This is a genomic window from Bacillus sp. 5RYD7K (assembly GCF_059831465.1).
Genome location: NZ_CP191200.1, coordinates 558596 through 576473 on the forward strand (window position 1 = coordinate 558596; position 17878 = coordinate 576473).

General features: G+C 48.0%; 17 protein-coding genes. 1 reads left to right on the plus strand and 16 read right to left on the minus strand.

The window, feature by feature from the left end:
* Positions 1-15: 15 nt before the first annotated feature.
* The 10 genes from ACQE26_RS02715 to ACQE26_RS02760 form a co-directional block, all read right to left on the minus strand.
* Positions 16-897 (minus strand): glycine betaine ABC transporter substrate-binding protein, encoded by an 882-nt coding sequence (locus ACQE26_RS02715; RefSeq protein ID WP_099744967.1) that lies wholly within the window; start codon positions 895-897, stop codon positions 16-18.
* Complete coding sequence (opuAB, locus tag ACQE26_RS02720) at positions 897-1745, minus strand: glycine/proline betaine ABC transporter permease subunit OpuAB (protein WP_003156639.1); 849 nt, start codon at positions 1743-1745, stop codon at positions 897-899. Before opuAB ends, ACQE26_RS02715 begins: the two co-directional genes overlap by 1 nt.
* Entirely contained in the window at positions 1746-3002 is a 1257-nt protein-coding gene (gene opuAA / locus ACQE26_RS02725) for a glycine/proline betaine ABC transporter ATP-binding protein OpuAA (RefSeq protein WP_060963659.1), read from the minus strand. It abuts the gene before it with no gap.
* Between the two features lie 366 nt (positions 3003-3368).
* Positions 3369-4571, minus strand: coding sequence for an MFS transporter (locus tag ACQE26_RS02730; protein ID WP_438421155.1), 1203 nt, complete (start codon positions 4569-4571; stop codon positions 3369-3371).
* A gap of 115 nt (positions 4572-4686) precedes the next feature.
* On the minus strand, positions 4687-5775 hold the full coding sequence (locus ACQE26_RS02735; protein ID WP_064777966.1) for a toxic anion resistance protein: 1089 nt from the start codon (positions 5773-5775) through the stop codon (positions 4687-4689).
* A gap of 6 nt (positions 5776-5781) precedes the next feature.
* The gene (locus ACQE26_RS02740) at positions 5782-7404 is read right to left on the minus strand and encodes a YceG family protein (RefSeq protein WP_438421154.1); all 1623 of its coding nucleotides are present in this window, start codon (positions 7402-7404) and stop codon (positions 5782-5784) included.
* A gap of 73 nt (positions 7405-7477) precedes the next feature.
* A complete protein-coding gene (locus tag ACQE26_RS02745) occupies positions 7478-8251 on the minus strand; it encodes a TerC family protein (RefSeq protein ID WP_003156644.1) in 774 nt (257 codons plus the stop codon).
* 38 nt (positions 8252-8289) lie between these two features.
* On the minus strand, positions 8290-8868 hold the full coding sequence (locus ACQE26_RS02750; RefSeq protein WP_038456899.1) for a TerD family protein: 579 nt from the start codon (positions 8866-8868) through the stop codon (positions 8290-8292).
* A gap of 32 nt (positions 8869-8900) precedes the next feature.
* A complete protein-coding gene (locus tag ACQE26_RS02755; RefSeq protein ID WP_007409047.1) occupies positions 8901-9482 on the minus strand; it encodes a TerD family protein in 582 nt (193 codons plus the stop codon).
* Between the two features lie 23 nt (positions 9483-9505).
* Positions 9506-10102 (minus strand): TerD family protein, encoded by a 597-nt coding sequence (locus tag ACQE26_RS02760; protein WP_011996286.1) that lies wholly within the window; start codon positions 10100-10102, stop codon positions 9506-9508.
* A gap of 275 nt (positions 10103-10377) precedes the next feature.
* Here ACQE26_RS02760 and ACQE26_RS02765 point away from each other — a divergent pair, with 275 nt between their 5' ends.
* On the plus strand, positions 10378-11373 hold the full coding sequence (locus ACQE26_RS02765; protein WP_500470611.1) for an LLM class flavin-dependent oxidoreductase: 996 nt from the start codon (positions 10378-10380) through the stop codon (positions 11371-11373).
* 44 nt (positions 11374-11417) lie between these two features.
* Here the strand turns inward: ACQE26_RS02765 and ACQE26_RS02770 are convergent, their stop codons facing one another.
* From ACQE26_RS02770 to ACQE26_RS02795, 6 genes are all read right to left on the minus strand, one after another.
* The gene (locus ACQE26_RS02770) at positions 11418-12257 is read right to left on the minus strand and encodes a metal ABC transporter permease (RefSeq protein ID WP_500470613.1); all 840 of its coding nucleotides are present in this window, start codon (positions 12255-12257) and stop codon (positions 11418-11420) included.
* Entirely contained in the window at positions 12215-12910 is a 696-nt protein-coding gene (locus ACQE26_RS02775; RefSeq protein WP_438421152.1) for a metal ABC transporter ATP-binding protein, read from the minus strand. The genes ACQE26_RS02770 and ACQE26_RS02775 overlap by 43 nt, the downstream gene beginning before the upstream one ends.
* A gap of 54 nt (positions 12911-12964) precedes the next feature.
* Entirely contained in the window at positions 12965-13918 is a 954-nt protein-coding gene (locus ACQE26_RS02780) for a metal ABC transporter substrate-binding protein (protein WP_438421151.1), read from the minus strand.
* Between the two features lie 179 nt (positions 13919-14097).
* Positions 14098-15777, minus strand: coding sequence for a glycoside hydrolase family 13 protein (locus ACQE26_RS02785; protein WP_500470615.1), 1680 nt, complete (start codon positions 15775-15777; stop codon positions 14098-14100).
* A gap of 81 nt (positions 15778-15858) precedes the next feature.
* Positions 15859-16638, minus strand: coding sequence for a glucose 1-dehydrogenase (locus ACQE26_RS02790; protein ID WP_438421149.1), 780 nt, complete (start codon positions 16636-16638; stop codon positions 15859-15861).
* A 114-nt stretch (positions 16639-16752) separates the two neighbouring features.
* Positions 16753-17874, minus strand: a complete 1122-nt coding sequence (locus ACQE26_RS02795) for a Rap family tetratricopeptide repeat protein (protein ID WP_438421148.1) — start codon at positions 17872-17874, stop codon at positions 16753-16755.
* Positions 17875-17878: the final 4 nt, after the last annotated feature.

Consider the following 17878-nt stretch of genomic DNA (forward strand, 5'->3'; position numbering starts at 1 on the left):
GCTGCTTTTCTTCGTTTATTTCTTCAAATCTTCAATTGAATTGACGTTTTTCATATACTGAGGAACGACCAGACCCATCTTGACGCCTGTCAGACTCGTTCCCACATCTTCATATTTGCCTTTATATTTAGACGCATATGCTTTATGAGTGTTCGGAAGCCAAGCAGACAGTGACGCATCCGCGCTGCCTGTCGCAATCGCAGTCCACATCGGGCCTGCCTCCACTTGCGTCAGCTTCACGTCATAGCCGAGGTCTTGAAATACTTTTCCGATCACGTTCGTACTTGCGATTTCACTGTCCCACGCGACATAAGCCAGGTTGATTTTATCACCTTTTACTTTATGAGCGCCTTTTGTCCATTGAGCTACTTGATCTTTATGTTTTTTCACATATTCAGCAGCGGCTTTGGCCGGCTTTTCGCCTTCTTCAACGGCAATCATGACTTCTCCCATATCGTCCTGCGTCCAGTTGAACTGGCTGAGAACCTTGGCCGCGTTAGGCTGTTCCTTACTGAAGCCGGTTCTTGTAATCGTATGAATCTGCTCGGCAGTTCCGTACGTTTTTTTCGGATCATCAAGGAACTTCAGCTTATATCTGGAGAACATCCAGTGCGGCGTCCAGCCCGTTACGATGATCGGCTTTTTCCGGTCATATGATTTTTTCAATGTCGCCGTCATGGCGGCGCTTGATGCTGTGACGACATTCCAGTCTTTCAATCCGTAATCCTTCACGGCCTCGTCCGTCAGGGCCATGATTCCCGAGCCCGGATCAATACCGATAATGGTTTTGTTCACCTGATCCGCAGCCGTTGCCTGACCATCAGTCTGCGAACCGCAGGCAGCCAAAGAAAGAGCCAGCGCAGCGGTAACCCCGACACCGATGATTTTCTTAAGCATCAGGCATTCCCCCTGCTCTTTTTCTTCACTTTAATGTTTTGCGTGATACGGTCGAGTGTAATCGCTACGATGACGATCGCGATACCCGCTTCCACTCCGACACCGGTTTTCAATTGTGTCACGGCGCTGTATACTTCAGAACCGAGACCCGGCGCTCCGACCATGGCCGCGATAACGACCATTGACAAAGCAAGCATGATGCTTTGGTTAATACCGGCAAGAATGGTTTTTGTGGCAAGCGGAAGCTGAACCTTGAACAGACGCTGAGACGTCGTTGAACCGAACGCTTCAGTCGCTTCAATCAGATCAGCCGGAACTTGTTTAATACCGAGAACCGTCATGCGGATCGTCGGAGGCATCGCGAAAATAACAGATGCCACAACGCCTGGCACAACCCCGATATTAAAGAAGAAAATGGCAGGCAGCAGGTATACGAAAGCCGGCATGGTCTGCATTAAATCCAGAATCGGTGTGACAATGCGGCGGACCGTTTCTTTCTGAGACGCCCATATGCCGATCGGAACCCCAATAATAATGGAAATCAAAACAGATGTGACGACAAGCGCCAGCGTTTGCAGCATCGGCGACCAATAACCCAAATAATCAATAACAAGGAATCCGATTAACGTAAAGAGTGCAATTCCTCTCGTACTGATCCACCAAGCGAGAGCTGCAAAAATAACAGTCAATAAAATAGACGGGATGAAACCTAAACCGCTCACAATCGCGTTTACGAAAGCGGCCAAACCGTTTGAGATTCCGTCAAAGAAACCTCCGAACGTCATGGTAAGCCAGTCAACAAACCGATCAACGATATCTGCTAACGGAATTCTAGGCAATCTGTCCATTTACTTCACCCCCTGAACAGAAGAATCCTGAGCTTGTTCAGCAGAATCTTCAACATTTATATAATCGTTATTGCCTGAAAGCGCGCCGATTAATGCGCCTTTTACGACAATGCCTTTCATGCGGTTCTTATCGTCCGTGACGGCAATCGGAATATTCGCATCAGACACGACATCGAAAATTTCCGTCAAGTAGGTGCTTTCGTGCACAGTCGTAAATTCAGTATTTAAAATATCCTGAAGCGATAAGTCGGATTCCACCGCTTTTTTCGCATCCGCCGCGTGAATGACGCCGAGAAGCTGTTTCTGTTTATCAACGGCGTAAATAGAAGAAATACCCAAGTTCTTCATCAGCTGCAGCGCTACACGAGGCCCTTTGTCAATCCGCACAGTTTCAGCGCGCTTCATGATATGGCCCGCTGTCAGAACTTTTGATAAATCAACATCTTCAACGAATTTTTCAACGTATTCATTGGACGGGCTCATCAGAATTTCTTCAGGTGTCCCGATCTGAACGATGTTACCGTCTTTCATCAGCACGATTCTGTCGCCGATGCGCAATGCTTCATCAAGGTCATGCGTGATAAAGATGATCGTTTTGCCGACAGAGTCATGAAGGTCTAAAAGCTCATCCTGCATATCTTTACGGATCAGCGGATCAAGCGCACTGAAAGCTTCATCCATCAGAAGAATGTCAGGATCATTCGTTAATGCGCGGGCAAGGCCGACACGCTGCTGCATTCCTCCGCTGAGCTGATCGGGGAATTGGTGTTCAAAGCCTTCAAGACCGACAAGCTTAAGCGAATCAAGCGCTTTTTGCTCACGCTCTTTTTTGTCAACGCCTTGGAGCTCCAAACCGTATTCCGTATTTTCAAGAATCGTTCTGTGCGGAAACAGCGCAAATTTTTGAAAGACCATGCTGATTTTTTTCCGGCGCACTTCCCGGAGCTGGTCTTTTGACATATTTGTTATCATGTCACCATCAATATAGATATTCCCGGCAGTCGGTTCAATAAGCCGGTTTAACAGCCGCACTAAAGTTGATTTACCGCTCCCCGATAGACCCATGATGACAAATATCTCCCCATCATAAACATCAAAGTTTGCTTGATTGACACCAACGGTTGATCCGGTAGCTTTCAGGATCTCTTTTTTGTTTTTTCCGCTGGACAGCATCTGAATGGCTTTTTTTGTCTGTTTTCCGAAAACTTTGGATACATTTTCGACTTTTATCTTAATTGGTTTCTCATCCGAATTCATATTTTCCCTCCATAATAAGCAATCCTTAATACCGTAACACGTTTGTAATAAGTCAAACAAACATCATAATCCCTGTTATTTTGTATCATTACTTTAAAAACATCCATGTGTCTGATTTTCCTCTGGTATGCTTCTAAATACTCTCTAATCCTCCTTAATGAGGATAAATCACAAAGGAAACCGGGCTTTTATCAGGCTTGAGAACGTTTCCATCAAATCTGCTGCAAACTGATTTCCTATCCTTTTTTTACAATTACAAGAATTTCTTTGCGACATTGTCCTAGTTAAAGGAGTTTCCTCCTCCTAAAAATAAGGAATATTAAGGAAAAATATAGGTCTCCAAAAAAAAGCACCCCTAAAGGGTGCTCATTGCGCAAGCTCTGTCTGTTTCGTTTCCTTTCCGAGAATGAGAATGGTGATGACGGCAATCAGAATGGCCGCACAAAAGACGGCAAAAATAGCTGTAAACGAAACGTTCCGGGCTGCAAGCGATCCGACGAGAAGCGGGCCGAAAATACCGCCGATTCTGCCGACGGCCGCCGTTGTCCCGGAGCCGGTCGCACGGATCGCCGCAGGATACTGCTCCGGTGTATAGGCGTAAAGCACGCCCCACGCGCCGAGATTGAAGAAGGACAGCAGCATGCCGGCCGCCAATAACATACCCAATGAATCTGCGGCACCGAAGAAATAAGCGCTGCCCGCCGTTCCGAGCAAATAGATGACTAAGATGGTCTTCCGCCCCGCTTTTTCGATCAGCCACGCCGCTGAAAAATATCCGGGAAGCTGGGCAAGTGTCATCAGCAGCACGTATTCAAAGCTCTCAATCATGCTGAAGCCTTTCATCAGCATCACGCTCGGCAGCCACAAAAACATGCCGTAATAGGAAAAGACGACGCAGAACCAAACGACAGACAGCAGAACCGTCGGCCGGATATACGGTTTCACCCAGACACTTCCCGCCTGGCCGCGTATACTTTTTTTCTGCGATAAAGCCTGATGCGCCGGTGATTCCGGAAGGCTTCTCCGCAAATACAGCGCATAAAACGCTGCAAGCGCCGTTAAGAGCAGCGCGGCCTGCCACCCGAATGCCGGTATGACAAAGTAAGAAATAACCGCCGCAAGAAGCCAGCCCGCCGCCCAAAAGCTCTCAAGCAGCACGATGATCCTCCCCCGCTTTTCAGGGGCGGACGCTTCTGACACGAGCGTCGAGGCGACAGGAAGCTCCCCGCCAAGCCCCATTCCGATCAGAAAACGCAATATGAGAAAAACTGTCAATCCCGTTGCGAAAGCGGATATGCCGCTTCCGACAGAAAAGAGCAACAGCGTGATCATAAACACTTTTTTCCGTCCGATCCTGTCAGCCAGCATTCCGAATACAAAGGCGCCCGCTGCCATACCGATGGAATTGACGCTTCCGATCCATTTCATTTGATCAGGCGTTAAATTCCAATCAGCGTGAAGCGCGGCGATAATAAACGATAAAATTCCGACATCCATTGCATCAAACAGCCAGCCCATTCCGGCGATGGCCAGAAGTTTGCGCGGAGTAACGGCAGGTTGTTTGTTCATAAGCAGCACCTCAAATCGAAAATGATTACCGTATAAGTTTACATCTGTCTTTACACATTGTCATTATCTTTTTCACAAAAAAAATCCCGCTTGCCGTAAGCAAGCGGGGTGCAGATTAATTCTTTAAGACTGCGTTTTTAATATTATCCTGAAGCTGTTGAATCCGTTTCGCTCCGTCTTCTCTGATACGTCTGTTCTCTTCCTCGATCTGTTTTGTTTCCTGCATACCGCTGACAATCGTATTCCAAGACGTTTCGATCGTCTCAATGTCAATGCTCGGACGGCCTGCCATACGGGCGATCTCCACGCTTTGGTTTGAAATATTTTCAGCGTTGCGCTTCAGCATTTCATTCGTGCGGCGGTCCAGTTCGCTCATTGAATCAGCCACAAGCTTTTGGCGTTTGACGGTGACAGCCTGAATGATGCCGTTTTTGAAAATCGGAATCGTAATGACGAATGCGGAATTGATTTTTCCGATGAGCTTCGTGTTCCCGCGCTGAAGGAGGCGGATCTGCGGTGCCGTTTGCAGCGCCACCATCCGCGCCATATCTAAATCATACACACGTTCCTCAAGCGCTTGAAGCCCGTCGCGCAGCGTATCGAGCTGCATTTGCGCAAGCTGGTTCCCGCCGGCCGCTTTTTCTTCATAAGAAGGGATGAGCGCCTGCATTTCCTCAAGCTTCATCTGCCCGGCAACGACATATTTTTCAAGCTCCATGTAGTAGTTAATGTTGTTTTCGTACATCTCTTCAAGTGTATGGTTCGTCTTTGCCATTTCATCTTTGTATTTCGAAATTTCAACATGGATTTTTTCAATTTCTCCGCCCAGGGTGCGGTACTTCTGAAAAATCTTTTCAATCATGCTGTTGCCGCGCTTGAACATTTTAGCGAGAAATCCTTTTGGTTCATCGAAATCATTCTTGTCAAAACGGTCCATGATTTTTCCGAGCTGCGTCAGCATTGTGCCTGAATCTGTGACACTTGTTGTTTTCATCATATTTAAGATGCGGTCGGAAAACTTCGAGATCTCAACTGCCGGTTCTTTTCCGTACTCCAGCAGCTCCATTTGGTTTTTCACGTCAATCTGCTGCGCAATGCGCTGCACCTCAGGGTCTTGGCGCAGCTGCACTCTGATGTCATCTGCTTTTTGTTCAGAAATCTCTTCATTTTTATCAAGAACAAGCGGATTTTGATTTTCTGTCATGTTTATTTACTCTCCCTGCTTTTGCGTAATGGTTCTAAACAGCTTTCTTACGAGTGACGGCTCTTTATATTCCTGCCGAAACACCATGTCCTCCAGCCAATGGACATCGAATTGGCTTTCTTCTATATAATGCTCGATGTCTTGATGCCCCGGCGGATTATACAAGATGATATCAACCCCGAATTTATTTAAAAACAAAAGAGCGGCTGCGTCCGAACGTGTGAGTTCGCCATTTTGTTCGGTATGATATAAAACAAGTTTCGGAACGGTTTGGGCGTAATCAAACGTCTGAATCAATTGCAGCAGCGAGGCGGGCAGGTTCGTCGCCTGGCGGAACAAATAAATTGCGGCATCCCTTGCCTGCTCCCCGGGCAAAGCCTTCAGCCCTGGGTTTCTGCACATGTCAGAAATCACATTGGCGATCGCGCTCTGCACGCCTGACGGGAGATGCTTGTACTGCCAGATGTTGCTTCTTTGCAGCCTGTCCGCGTCAATCGCTCCTTCTTCGTTTAAAACCTGACTGTAGTGATACTGGTAGTTGGCTTTCAGCTCTTCCGTAAACGGAAAACTGCGGATCATGTGTGTCTCCTGATAGTCCGCGGCGGTATGGAGTCTGTTCCAATATTCCTTCGTATCTTTGGAAACCCCCATCACTTTCGCAAAAAGGTTCGGAACGGCCACCCGCTCCCTGTCCGCTTTAAATTGCGGCCGGATAAACGCCCGCTCCTTCGCAATGAGAAATAACTCATCATACGTCGTTTTTAAGGTCACGGACTGCGGGGTGTGCTCCCTGAACTGCCAAGGCTTATACATCATGGATTCCTCATGGTTCAGCACATGCTCAATTTCTTTCGTTGACCGGTAGGCCGTCGTGGACGTTCTGTCCGGCTTTTCTTTCGGAAAAGGCTTAAGGCCGCCTGTTGCGGGAAGCTTTATCACAAAGCTGAGCTCCTCATCCGGATCAATCATGCTGAACGGATCTTCCGCTGACGGATGAAACAATAAGACATCACAGCCGATCAGCATGAGATAATAGAGAAAATAAAGCTGGCTTTTGGTCGCGTCTCCATACCACACCACCTTCGGCATCTCACGCTCTATATCGGCTTGTTCGAGCCATGGATTCAGGTGGTTCAGCGAGAACTTTGACACATCTAAGAGCACCCGTCTGAAGTCGGGATGATTCAGCCCGTTTTCATGCCGGCCTGCAAAGGTTTCCAAAAGCGTCATAAACGCGGTTCTCAGCCGACGGTGCATAAGCGGATCGGCATGTTTGGCAAGCAGCCTGCCCCCGTCGAGAAACGCGACAAATCTGGAAACAGAAAGGCCTTTTTCCTTTTGATTGACCGAATGAATGTGCTGCAGCGCCTGAAACGTTTCCGGCGCGATGGTCTTATCCAGTGTCTCGCTCAACACATGAATGTTTTCATGAGAAGACAGCTCGAAAAGCTTATTGTAGTACTCCGTCTCATCATAAGGAGTGCCCAGAATCCGGACGGCTAGTCGGGTAAACGCCAGCCCGCTTTCCCGCTCGTAACCGGGGCGTTCCGGAAGCGGCTGCATCAGAAACGTTTCCCAGTCATCGTTTTCCGGCTCGGCTTTTCGGATCACCAATTCTTCCTGCCTCATGATCTTCCTCCTTTCTCTTCATGATAATCGGTACAAAAAAGGAAGGAAATGAACTCTCCCTCCTTTTTTGGTTTTATTCTTCTTTAGATGCAGCCGTCTGCTCCTGAACCTGCTTTTGTTTGTTGAAATAGTGGATGATAAACGTCACCACAAACGCAGCGATGATGATTCCGAAGAATACAACGTGCGGCATTTCATAATCAAAGGCGCTCGCCGCCATTTTCACGGCGATAATCCCGATCAGCACGAAAGCCGTGTTTTCAAGCTCAGGGATTTTATCAATTAAAACAAGGAATACTTTTGCGACTGTACGCATCATGAGAATGCCAAGCATACCGCCGATCAAGAGCACCCACACTTTTTCCGATACCGCAAACGCGGCCAGAATGCTGTCAACAGAGAAGGCCAAATCCATTAACTCAACTGAAACGACAGTTGCCCAGAAAATTCCGAACGTACGGACCATCCATGAATTTTTCTTCATGCCTTCCGTATCGTCATCACCTTCTCCGATCCAGAAATGCTTAATGACGAGCCAAGCCAGGTACAGCGCGCCAAGCACTTTGATCCACCAGAACTTAATGAGCAGCATTCCGATTCCGATAAAGATAAAACGGAAAATATATGCCCCGAACAATCCGTACGTTAATGCTTTCTTCCGCTGTTTTTCCGGCAGATGCCTTACCATCACCGCAAGCACTAACGCATTGTCGGCCGACAGCAGCCCCTCCAGCAGAACCAGAGAACCGATCAGCCCCCATGATACAGGGTCAGTCAGCACCTCACCCCACATTTTCCAATCAAAAAAGGAAGCGTAGGTCGACATAATATGATGTAGAAAATCCAAGTTTTTTCCTCCTATTTAGTAAAACGGTAATTTCCTGCTTACACCTGCAAGCCGTAATTCCGGCAAAGTGATGCCAGACCGCCGGAAAATCCGCTGCCGATGGCGTTAAATTTCCACTCAGCCCCATGGCGGTAAAGCTCACAAACGACAACCGCCGTTTCAATCGAGAAGTCTTCCCCTAAATCGAAACGAAGCAGTTCATTCTGGGTGTTTTCATCGACGACGCGCACGAACGCGTTGGAAACTTGTCCGAAATTTTGGCCGCGCGCTTCCGCATCATGAATCGTGACGGTAATACCGATCTTTTCAATATTTGCGGGTATTTTTGAGAAGTCGACGATAATTTGTTCATCGTCTCCCTCACCCTCGCCCGTCCGGTTGTCTCCCGTATGGATGACGCCGCCGCTCGGGTGTTCCAGGTTATTGTAGAAAACAAAATCAAGATCATTTACACAGTTGTCATGGGCATCGACCAGAAAAGCCGACGCGTCAAGGTCAAAGTCATGCCCTCCGGAGTACTTGTTCGTATCCCAGCCTAAGCCGATCACCGCTTTTGTAAGGCCGGGGTTCGTTTTTGTCAGATCAACACGCTGTCCTTTCGCCAATTGAATAGCCATGTGCCGTCTCTCCCTTCTGTGTTTGATATGGTTCAGCCGATTTGCAGACCGTAATCTGTCGCAATACGGGCCAGTCCGCCTTGATAGCCTGAGCCGATCGCGGAAAATTTCCATTCGCCGTTATGTCTGTAAAGCTCCCCTGCGATAATGGCTGTTTCAATTGAGAAATCTTCAGCCAGATCATAGCGGATCAGCTCTTCATTTGTTTCTTCATTGACAATGCGCACGAACGCGTTGGAAACTTGTCCGAAGTTTTGGCCGCGCGCTTCCGCTTCATGAATCGTGATGACGAATGAAATTTTGTCAATAGCGGCAGGCACTGCGCTCAGGTTGACTCTTACGCTTTCATCATCGCCCTCGCCCTGGCCTGTCAGGTTATCGCCTGAATGTGCGACAGAGCCATTTCCGCCTTCAAGCTGATTATAGAAAATGAAATCATCGGGCGATGCGCATTTTCCTGCTTCATTTAATAGAAAGACGCTGGAATCTAAATCAAAATCATGTCCGCCGTCGTATTTGTTTGTATCCCAGCCAAGGCCGACAACGACTTTAGACAGCCCCGGATTTGTTTTAGTCAAATCTACTTTTTGTCCTTTTGCCAATGAAATTGCCATGTGTGCACTCTCCTTTTTTTCGTTTAGGCGTATCGGTTAACGATATCGCCGATTTTCGTATCGTTTGTGCCTTCACCTATCGCAGCGAATTTCCACTCGCCGTCCTCGCGGTAGATTTCAGCCGCGATCAGGCTCGTTCTGCCTGAATAGTTATCTCTTAAATTGTAAGTCACCAGTTCTTCGCGGTTAGCCTGATCAACGACGCGGATGAACGCGTTTTGAATCATGCCGAAGTCCTGTTTTCGTCTGACGCAGTCGTAAATATTGACGACAAACACAAGTTTATTAATCTGAGCGGGGACTTTCGCCAAATCGATGAGAATTTGTTCATCATCGCCGTCGCCTTCTCCCGTCAGGTTGTCACCCGTGTGTACGACACCGCCGCATCGGCTTTTCAGATTGCCGAAATAGATGACGTTTTTACTGTCTGTCATTTTATCATTTTCAAGCATCAGTACGGAAGCGTCACAGTCGATATTGGCACCGCCTCCGCCGAACAGTTTTCCGAAAAAGCCTCCGGATGATACAGGGTCCCAGCCGAGTCCGACCAGCAGTTTTGACAGGCCGGCTTTTCCTTTTGTTAAATCAATCCGCTGGCCTTTTTGTAAAGAGATCGCCATATGATTCACTCCTATTCTGTAAGGGTGCCGCTAAGCACGCTGCAAGTGCGCATTTTCACAAAAATTCGGGACATGAATCCCGGTATTTATTAAGATATACGTCTTTTATTATATCAAAGTTTCATAAAACATAAGAATTTTTGACGAAAATCGGCGAAAAATCACTTCCTATATTCTCCTTCGTTCCGGAGAGAATAGAAAAAACAAAGAAATTGACGGGGACTGAACATTTTTCCTATCCTTGTATCAATACATGTCAGGAAAGGGGCAGACGAGTGATTGATTTAAGCATACTTGATCAGGCGCCAGTATCCAAAGGAAACGGGCCGCACGAGACGCTCCGCCATTCAACGGAGCTCGCCCGCCTCAGCGAAGGATGGGGCTATAAGCGGTACTGGTTTGCCGAGCATCACGGCACAAGAGGGCTCGCAAGCGTTTCGCCGGAAATTATGATCGCTCATACCGCCGCAGCCACAACGACTATCCGGGTCGGCTCAGGCGGCGTTCTGCTGCCGCAGTACAGCCCCTATAAAGTCGCGGAAACATTCCGCCAGCTTGAGGCGCTCCATCCGAACCGGATTGATCTGGGGGTCGGACGCTCACCGGGCGGCACGACAAAAATCCGGCTCGCCCTCACAGACGGGGTAAAAAAAAGCATGACCGAGTTCAACAGGCAGCTTCAGGATTTGTCATCCTTTTTGACAGATTCGGTTCCCTCGGACCATGCTTATGCCGGAATAAAAACAGCGCCTTTGATTGAAACAGCCCCGCAGCTTTGGGTGCTCGGCCTCGGGGAAAACAGCGCCAGGCGAGCCGCTCTTCAGGGTGCGGGCTATGTCTTCGGCCATTTCATTAATCCGGAACGCGGGGAAAAAGCTTTTCAGATCTATCGGGACCATTTCCGGGCCTCCGCCCATTTCTCCGCTCCCACCTCGCTCTGTGCCATTTTCGTCATATGCGCGGCTACGGATGAGAAAGCGGAAGAACTCGCGTTAAGCCAGGATTTATGGCTGCTTCGTGTCGGCAAAGGTGCCGACAGCCGCGTGCCGAGTGTGGAAGAAGCGAAGGCTTACCCGTATTCGCCGGAGGACCGTAAGCAGATTGAAGAAAACAGGAAGCGGATGGTGATCGGCTCTCCCGCCGCAGTCAAACGCCGTCTGCTTGAACTTTCCGAACGTTATCAGACAAAAGAAATGATGGTGCTGTGCAACGTCTTTGATTTCGAAGCAAAAAAAGAGTCATATGAACGTCTCGCTGATGTATTTCTGTAAAAAAAAGCCGTCAAACGGAGCAGCAGATGAGTCTGCTGCCCCGCTTAACGGCGGTTTTTTCGTTCTTTTCCTTTTTTAAACGCATTCCAAATCCCCTGCAGCGTAAAGCCGAACAGAAGCAGAATGATTAACAGTAAAGTGATTGACGGCCCCGGAGGCGTTCCGAGCTGGTATGAAGACGTCAGCCCCGTGAACACACTGAACAGAGAAATGGCAATGGCTGCCGTAAACACCCATTTAAATCCTTTGGCGATACGGATCGCAAAAGCCGCGGGCAATACGAGGAGCGCTGAAACAAGCAGCACGCCGATAATCGGAATAATGACCGAAATCGCAAGCCCCGTCACGATGCTGAAAGACATTGACAGAAGATTGGTGTTAATGCCGGATGTCTTCGCCGTCGCTTCATCAAAGGTAAGCAGATAGAGCGGTCTGTTTAAAATAATGAAATAAAGCAGGATCAGCAGGGTAATTCCGCCGATAATATAGACTTGCTGCTGGCTGACCGTCACAAGCGATCCAAATAAATATTGATCGATGCTCATGGACGCGCCGCCTTTTGACAGGCTGATCAGAAACATCGCAAACGACAGCCCGGCCGCCATTAAGATTGCGATGGATACCTCAGAATATGTACGGTATGCCCGCCGCATATATTCGATGCCGATGGCCCCGATCGTGACGACCACGATGCTCGCCGCCGTAATATTGGTACTGAGAAAAAAACCGATGGCGACGCCCGACAATGAAATATGAGACAGCGTATCCGCCATCAGCGCCTGTCTTCTCAGCACGAGATATACGCCCAATATCGGCGCCATAATTCCGATCATGCTTCCCGCTAGAAAAGCTCGTCGCATGAATTCCAAGTCAAACATTTCCATCCGCCTTTTTCCCCCCTCTCAAGCCGTATGACTTTATCCAAGTACTGCTGTACTTCGTTTTGTTCGTGTGTCACCATGACGACGGTGCGGTTGTGATTTTTCACCTGATGGTGCATAAATTCATAGAAACCCTGTCTGCTTTCATAGTCAACCGCTGTTGTCGGCTCATCAAGCATCAGCAGATCCGGATTGCTCGCAAGCATTCTCGCAATGCAGATTTTCTGCTTCTGTCCGCCGGATAAGTCGCCGATTTTCCGGTTGCGGAAATCCCACATTTCTACCATCTTCAGTGCGTTTTCCACTTCGTGGTGATCCGTTTCGTTCAATCGTTTAAACCATTTTCCCTTCGTATAACGGCCGGATTGCACAAGCTCAAGGACCGTGCTCGGGAACCCTGCGTTAAATGAAGAAATCTGCTGCGGAACATAGCCGATTGTCAGGCGTTTTCCGGCTGCGTTTTTTTTACTGATCTCGGCCGTTCCTTCCCAAGGTCTGAGCATGCCGAGCATGACTTTGATGAGCGTCGATTTTGACGCGCCGTTCGGCCCTGTAATGCCGACGAATTCGCCGCTTTTGATTTCCAGCGACACGCCGTCAAGCACCGGTGTATGCGAATAACCAAAAACGATATCTTTTAATGTAACGAGATTCATGCTGACCTTCCTTTCCCGCATAGAAATAGTGTGCACCCTGCGGCGCACACTATGTTATTTAACCAATAGCGAATCTTTCAGTGCATCGAGGTTTTTCTCCATAATGTCGATATATCCGATGCCTTTATCCCGTTCTTTTTGGCTTAAACCTTCCAGTGTATTGAGCACTTCCGTTTTCGCGCCGATTTCACCGGCAAGTGTATCTGCAACTTTAGGCGATGCGACTTCTTCAAAGTAGATGATCTTCACATCATGCTGTTTGGCAAACGTTTTGAGATCTGCCAGTTTGGCCGCACTCGGCTCTTCTTCAGGAGAAAGGCCTGCAATCGCAACCTGTTTCAAGCCGTACTCTTTAGCGAGATAGCTGAACGCCGCATGCTGTGTGATCAATTCTTTTTTCGCCGCTTTATTTAATGTTGTACGGTATAGTTTATCAAGATCCTTCAGTTTTGCAATATATTCTTTACTATTTTTCTCATAGTATGCCTTATTCTTAGGGTCCTGTTTTACGATCTGCTCTGTAATGGTTTTGACCTCTTTTTGCGCAAGAACCGGGCTCAGCCAGACGTGAGGGTCCATGCTGTGGTCATGACCGCCGTGTTCATGCTCCTCTTCCTCTTCATCCGAGCCTTTGAGCAGGTCAATCCCTTTTGACGCCTTTACAAACTTCGCATGATCAGAGCTCATGCTTTTTTCCGCTGACGGAACCCATGTCTCCATATATTCGCTGTTGTATACGAAAAGATCGGCGTTTTGAATGCCGGCGATATCCTTCGGCGTCGGCTCCCAATCATGGGGTTCGATCGAAGACGGGATGAGAATGTCTACATCGCCTTTGTCTTTTACAATTTGTTTTGTGAATTCGTACATAGGATAAAAGGTCGTCACGACGTGCAGTTTGCCGTTTTTCGAAGAACCTGACGAACCTTTTGAAGATGAATTGCCGCAGCCCGCCGCAATTAAAAAGCATGCCGCAATAACGATGATCCCGCTCCATTTTTTAAACAAGCCGTTTCCCCCTGTTCCAAATCAGAATGATGACGATTTCCAAATCGTACTTTCTCGCTCATTTGTTACCTTTACCATAATAAAACGAAGTAATTACGTTTTGCAAGATATTTTTTCTAAATTGATATCCGATTTACCTATAAAGCCCCCGTCAGGTAAGGACAGGGGCGGTCTAACTCTTAGCAGGCCAGCAGATAGACTCTTGTTTCATAAGGGCGGAATGTGATGAGGGATTCCGCGCCGCCATTTTCATAGTTGCTGAGAAGAAGCTCGGCGCTTTCAGGTTTGGAGCCATCAGGCCAATAAAAGACGGCTTCTTCTTTCGATACGTTGCTGATGGAGATGAGCTTTTGTCCGTTTGCCTGTCTTTCATATACAAACAGCTGCGGGTCATCAGGAAGCAGCAGCGTGTAGCTGCCTTTTATGACATCAGCATACTGTTTTCGCAGGCGGATCAGTTTTTTGTAAAAGTTCAATACAGAATCGGGATCATCCTGAGCCTCGGCCGCATTGACGGTTTTGTAATTGGGATTGACCTTCAGCCACGGTTCTCCCTTTGTAAATCCGGCATTCTTGCTGCCGTCCCACTGCATCGGTGTACGGGCATGGTCACGGCTTTTTGCCATAATAGACGCCATGACTTCTTCTCTGTCACGGCCCTTTTCAAATACCCTTTTGTGATACATATTGACGGTCTGAATATCCTGATAGTCCTCAATTCTGTCAAACGGGGCGTTTGTCATGCCGAGTTCTTCTCCCTGATAAATGTATGGCGTGCCTTTCATGAAATAAAGCAGGGCGGCAAGCATTTTGGCTGATGCCTTTCGGTATTTGCCTTCGTCTCCGAAGCGGGATACGATCCGGGGCTGGTCATGATTGCACCAATACAGCGTATTCCAGCCCTGATGTTCAAGTGTTTTCTGCCAGTCTGTGAGCACTTTCTTCAAATCGGCCAGCTCAAGCGGCTTTACATCCCAATGCTCTTGGCCCGGCTTCTGGTCAAGCTCCATATGCTGAAAATGAAAAATCATATTCAGCTCATGCTCATCGGTTCCCGTATAAACGAGCCCCTCCTCAGGCGTCACTGATCCGGCCTCGCCAACCGACATCACGTCATATTTGGAAAATACCTCTTTCGTCATTTCTTTTAAATAATCATGTATCCGTGCTCCGTTTGGCCGGAAAGGCTTCGGATCGGCCCGGCGAGCGATATAATCTTCATACGGCGGCAGGTATTCTTTTTTGGACAGAAAATGGAGCTGGTCTATACGCAAGCCGTCCACGCCTTTATCGAGCCAGAATCTCATCATCTCGTACACGGATTGCCGCATTTCGGGATTTTCCCAATTCAGATCGGCTTGTTTGACGGCGTTCATATGCAGATAATATTCGCCCGTATGTTCTTCGTACTGCCAGACGGATTGTCCGTAAGCCGACACCCAATCGGTCGGCGGGCCGTCCTCGGTGCCCGGCCGCCAAATATAATAATCGCGGTATTTGCTGTCGGGATTCATTTCCGCCTCTTTAAACCAAGGATGTTCTGTGGATGTATGATTTAAGACGAAGTCCATCACAAGCTTTAATCCGCGGCTGCGGCATTCCGTAAGCAGATCGCAAAAATCCTCCATCGTTCCGTAAGATTCCATAATCGCTTGGTGATCTGTCACGTCGTAGCCGTTGTCAACGTTTGGCGACGGGTAAATCGGGCAGATCCATATCACATCGGCGCCAAGCTCTTTTATATAATCGAGACGCGCGATAATTCCCCGCAAGTCGCCTATGCCGTCACCGTTCGTGTCTTGAAAGCTCCGCGGGTAGATTTGGTAGACAACGGCGTCTTTCCACCAGTCATTCGCCATCTTGGAGTCCTCCTGTTTTTTAGAGAACCATTTCCTTTATAATCCTTACCTAAACAAAAAAGAGAAGGTTTCCCTCCTCTTTTATCTTTCCAGCTGAGACGGATAAAGCGTCATGCCTCCATCTACGAAAAGTGTCGTTCCGGTCACGTAACTTGCTTCCTCCGACACCATCCAAGCGGCGGCGGCTGCGACTTCTTCCGGTTTTCCGAAGGCGTTCATCGGAATTTTTTTCAGCTGGGCCTGTTTATGTGTTTCATCTTCCAGGTCCTTATTAGACTCCGTGGCGATCGTGCCGGGAGCGATGGCATTGACCCGGATGCCTTTGTCTGCGTAATTGAGCGCCATTGTTTCCGTCATCATTTTGATCCCGCCCTTGGATGCTGAGTACTGCACGTTTTCAGGGCGGGGTATTTGCTGATGGACGCTCGATATGTTTAAGACCGTTCCTTTTTTCCCGCGATCGAGCATATGTTTAAGGGCCGCTTTCGCCCCCAAAAAGGTGCCGGTCACGTTGACGTCGATGACCTTTTGCCAATCCTCCAGACTCATTTCGTGGGGCATCGCTTCGACACCGTTAAAGCCGGAATTGTTGACCATCACGTCCACTCCGCCGAAATGCTCCTGTGCGGCATCAAACAGCGCCTGAATCTCTTTCTCTGAGGATACATCGGCTTTTACGGTGACGGCTCTGCCTCCCGCTTTCTCAATGATGTCCGCCGTTTCATCTGCTCCGGCAGCATCACCGAGGTAGTTTACAACCACATTCATCCGCTCCTTGCCGAAGCGTTCGGCAATGGCTTTTCCGATTCCTTTCGAAGAACCTGTTACAATCGCTGTTTTTCCCTGTAAATTCTGATACATTGTCTCAATTCCTCCCTGATGTTATTACAGGGGATGTACCCGGTTTTGATCGGCTGAAAACAAAAGGGATCATAAAAAGAACGACGAAACCGAAGTTCCCCCGTTCTTTTTTCATTATGCGTAGTTGTTCATCTGCAGCCTTTTTTGCACGCCGACAAGCCGGCTGAAAAAATAAGATGCCGCTTTGTAGTTCCCCCGTTTATGAAAGAAATGGGCCGCATCCTGAAGCAGCTCCTCCGTGTCAGCCAACAGTTCCTTTGATTCCAGAATATCAAAATACTCTTTGAGCGAATCCTGCCCGCCTTCCCCCTGATAAAGCTCTTTAATCAGACGGAATTTTGTCATATAGATCTCATCTTCCCACTCCGCCGCGCTTTTCATGCCCCGCGCGTAGCTGGCGGCGGCTTCACTGTATTTTTCCATTTTAAAGTATATATGCGTGAGTGAAAAAACAGCCTGGATGATCTGTTGGAAGCTGTGCGCTTCAAAGCCGGCAGCCGCACGTTCAAAGTCATCTGCCGCCTTGCAAAAGTCACCCAGACTGTACATACAGTGCCCGATATTATAATAGGCCGCAGCAATCATATATTGATCATCAAGCCGCTCCGCGTGCTCCAAGGCGCATTCGAGGTATTCCAGCGCTTTTTTATGCTGCTGGGCGTCCATCAAATTTCCGGCAATGATAAACTTGCACTGCACCCTTCTCATTCCGTATAATTCATATTTCTTGTAAATATCAAGCGCCTGTCCCGCGTAATTCATCGAAAAAAAAGTCTGCTTGATATGATAGTACACTTCAGAAATTTTATACAAAAACTCGGCTTTCTCTATGTCATCTTCCACATATTCAAGCTTTTCCTCAGCCCGTTTGTAATGAGAAATCGCTGAGATGAAGTTTTTCTGCTTAAATTCATACATTCCTCTGAAATAGTAAAAATAGTATTCCAGTAAACCGGTCAGCTTTTGCTGGTTCATCTCAATCTCAGTGAGCATTTCAGAGAACGGAGGCCGGCCGTCGCAGTCTTTCATGGGTTTTAATTTATCCAGCATGATGCGGTGCCGAAATTCCATCAATGAAAAATACAATAATAAATCCTGGTTCTCTTCCATATCTTCGAGTTCATATTGAATCTCCCGCTTCAGCGCTTCAGCTTTATCGGCTTCAAACGCGCGGATCAGCTTATACCATTCATTCATCTTTACGGCTACTTCTTCAGATGGAATCTTGGATTTCATAGAT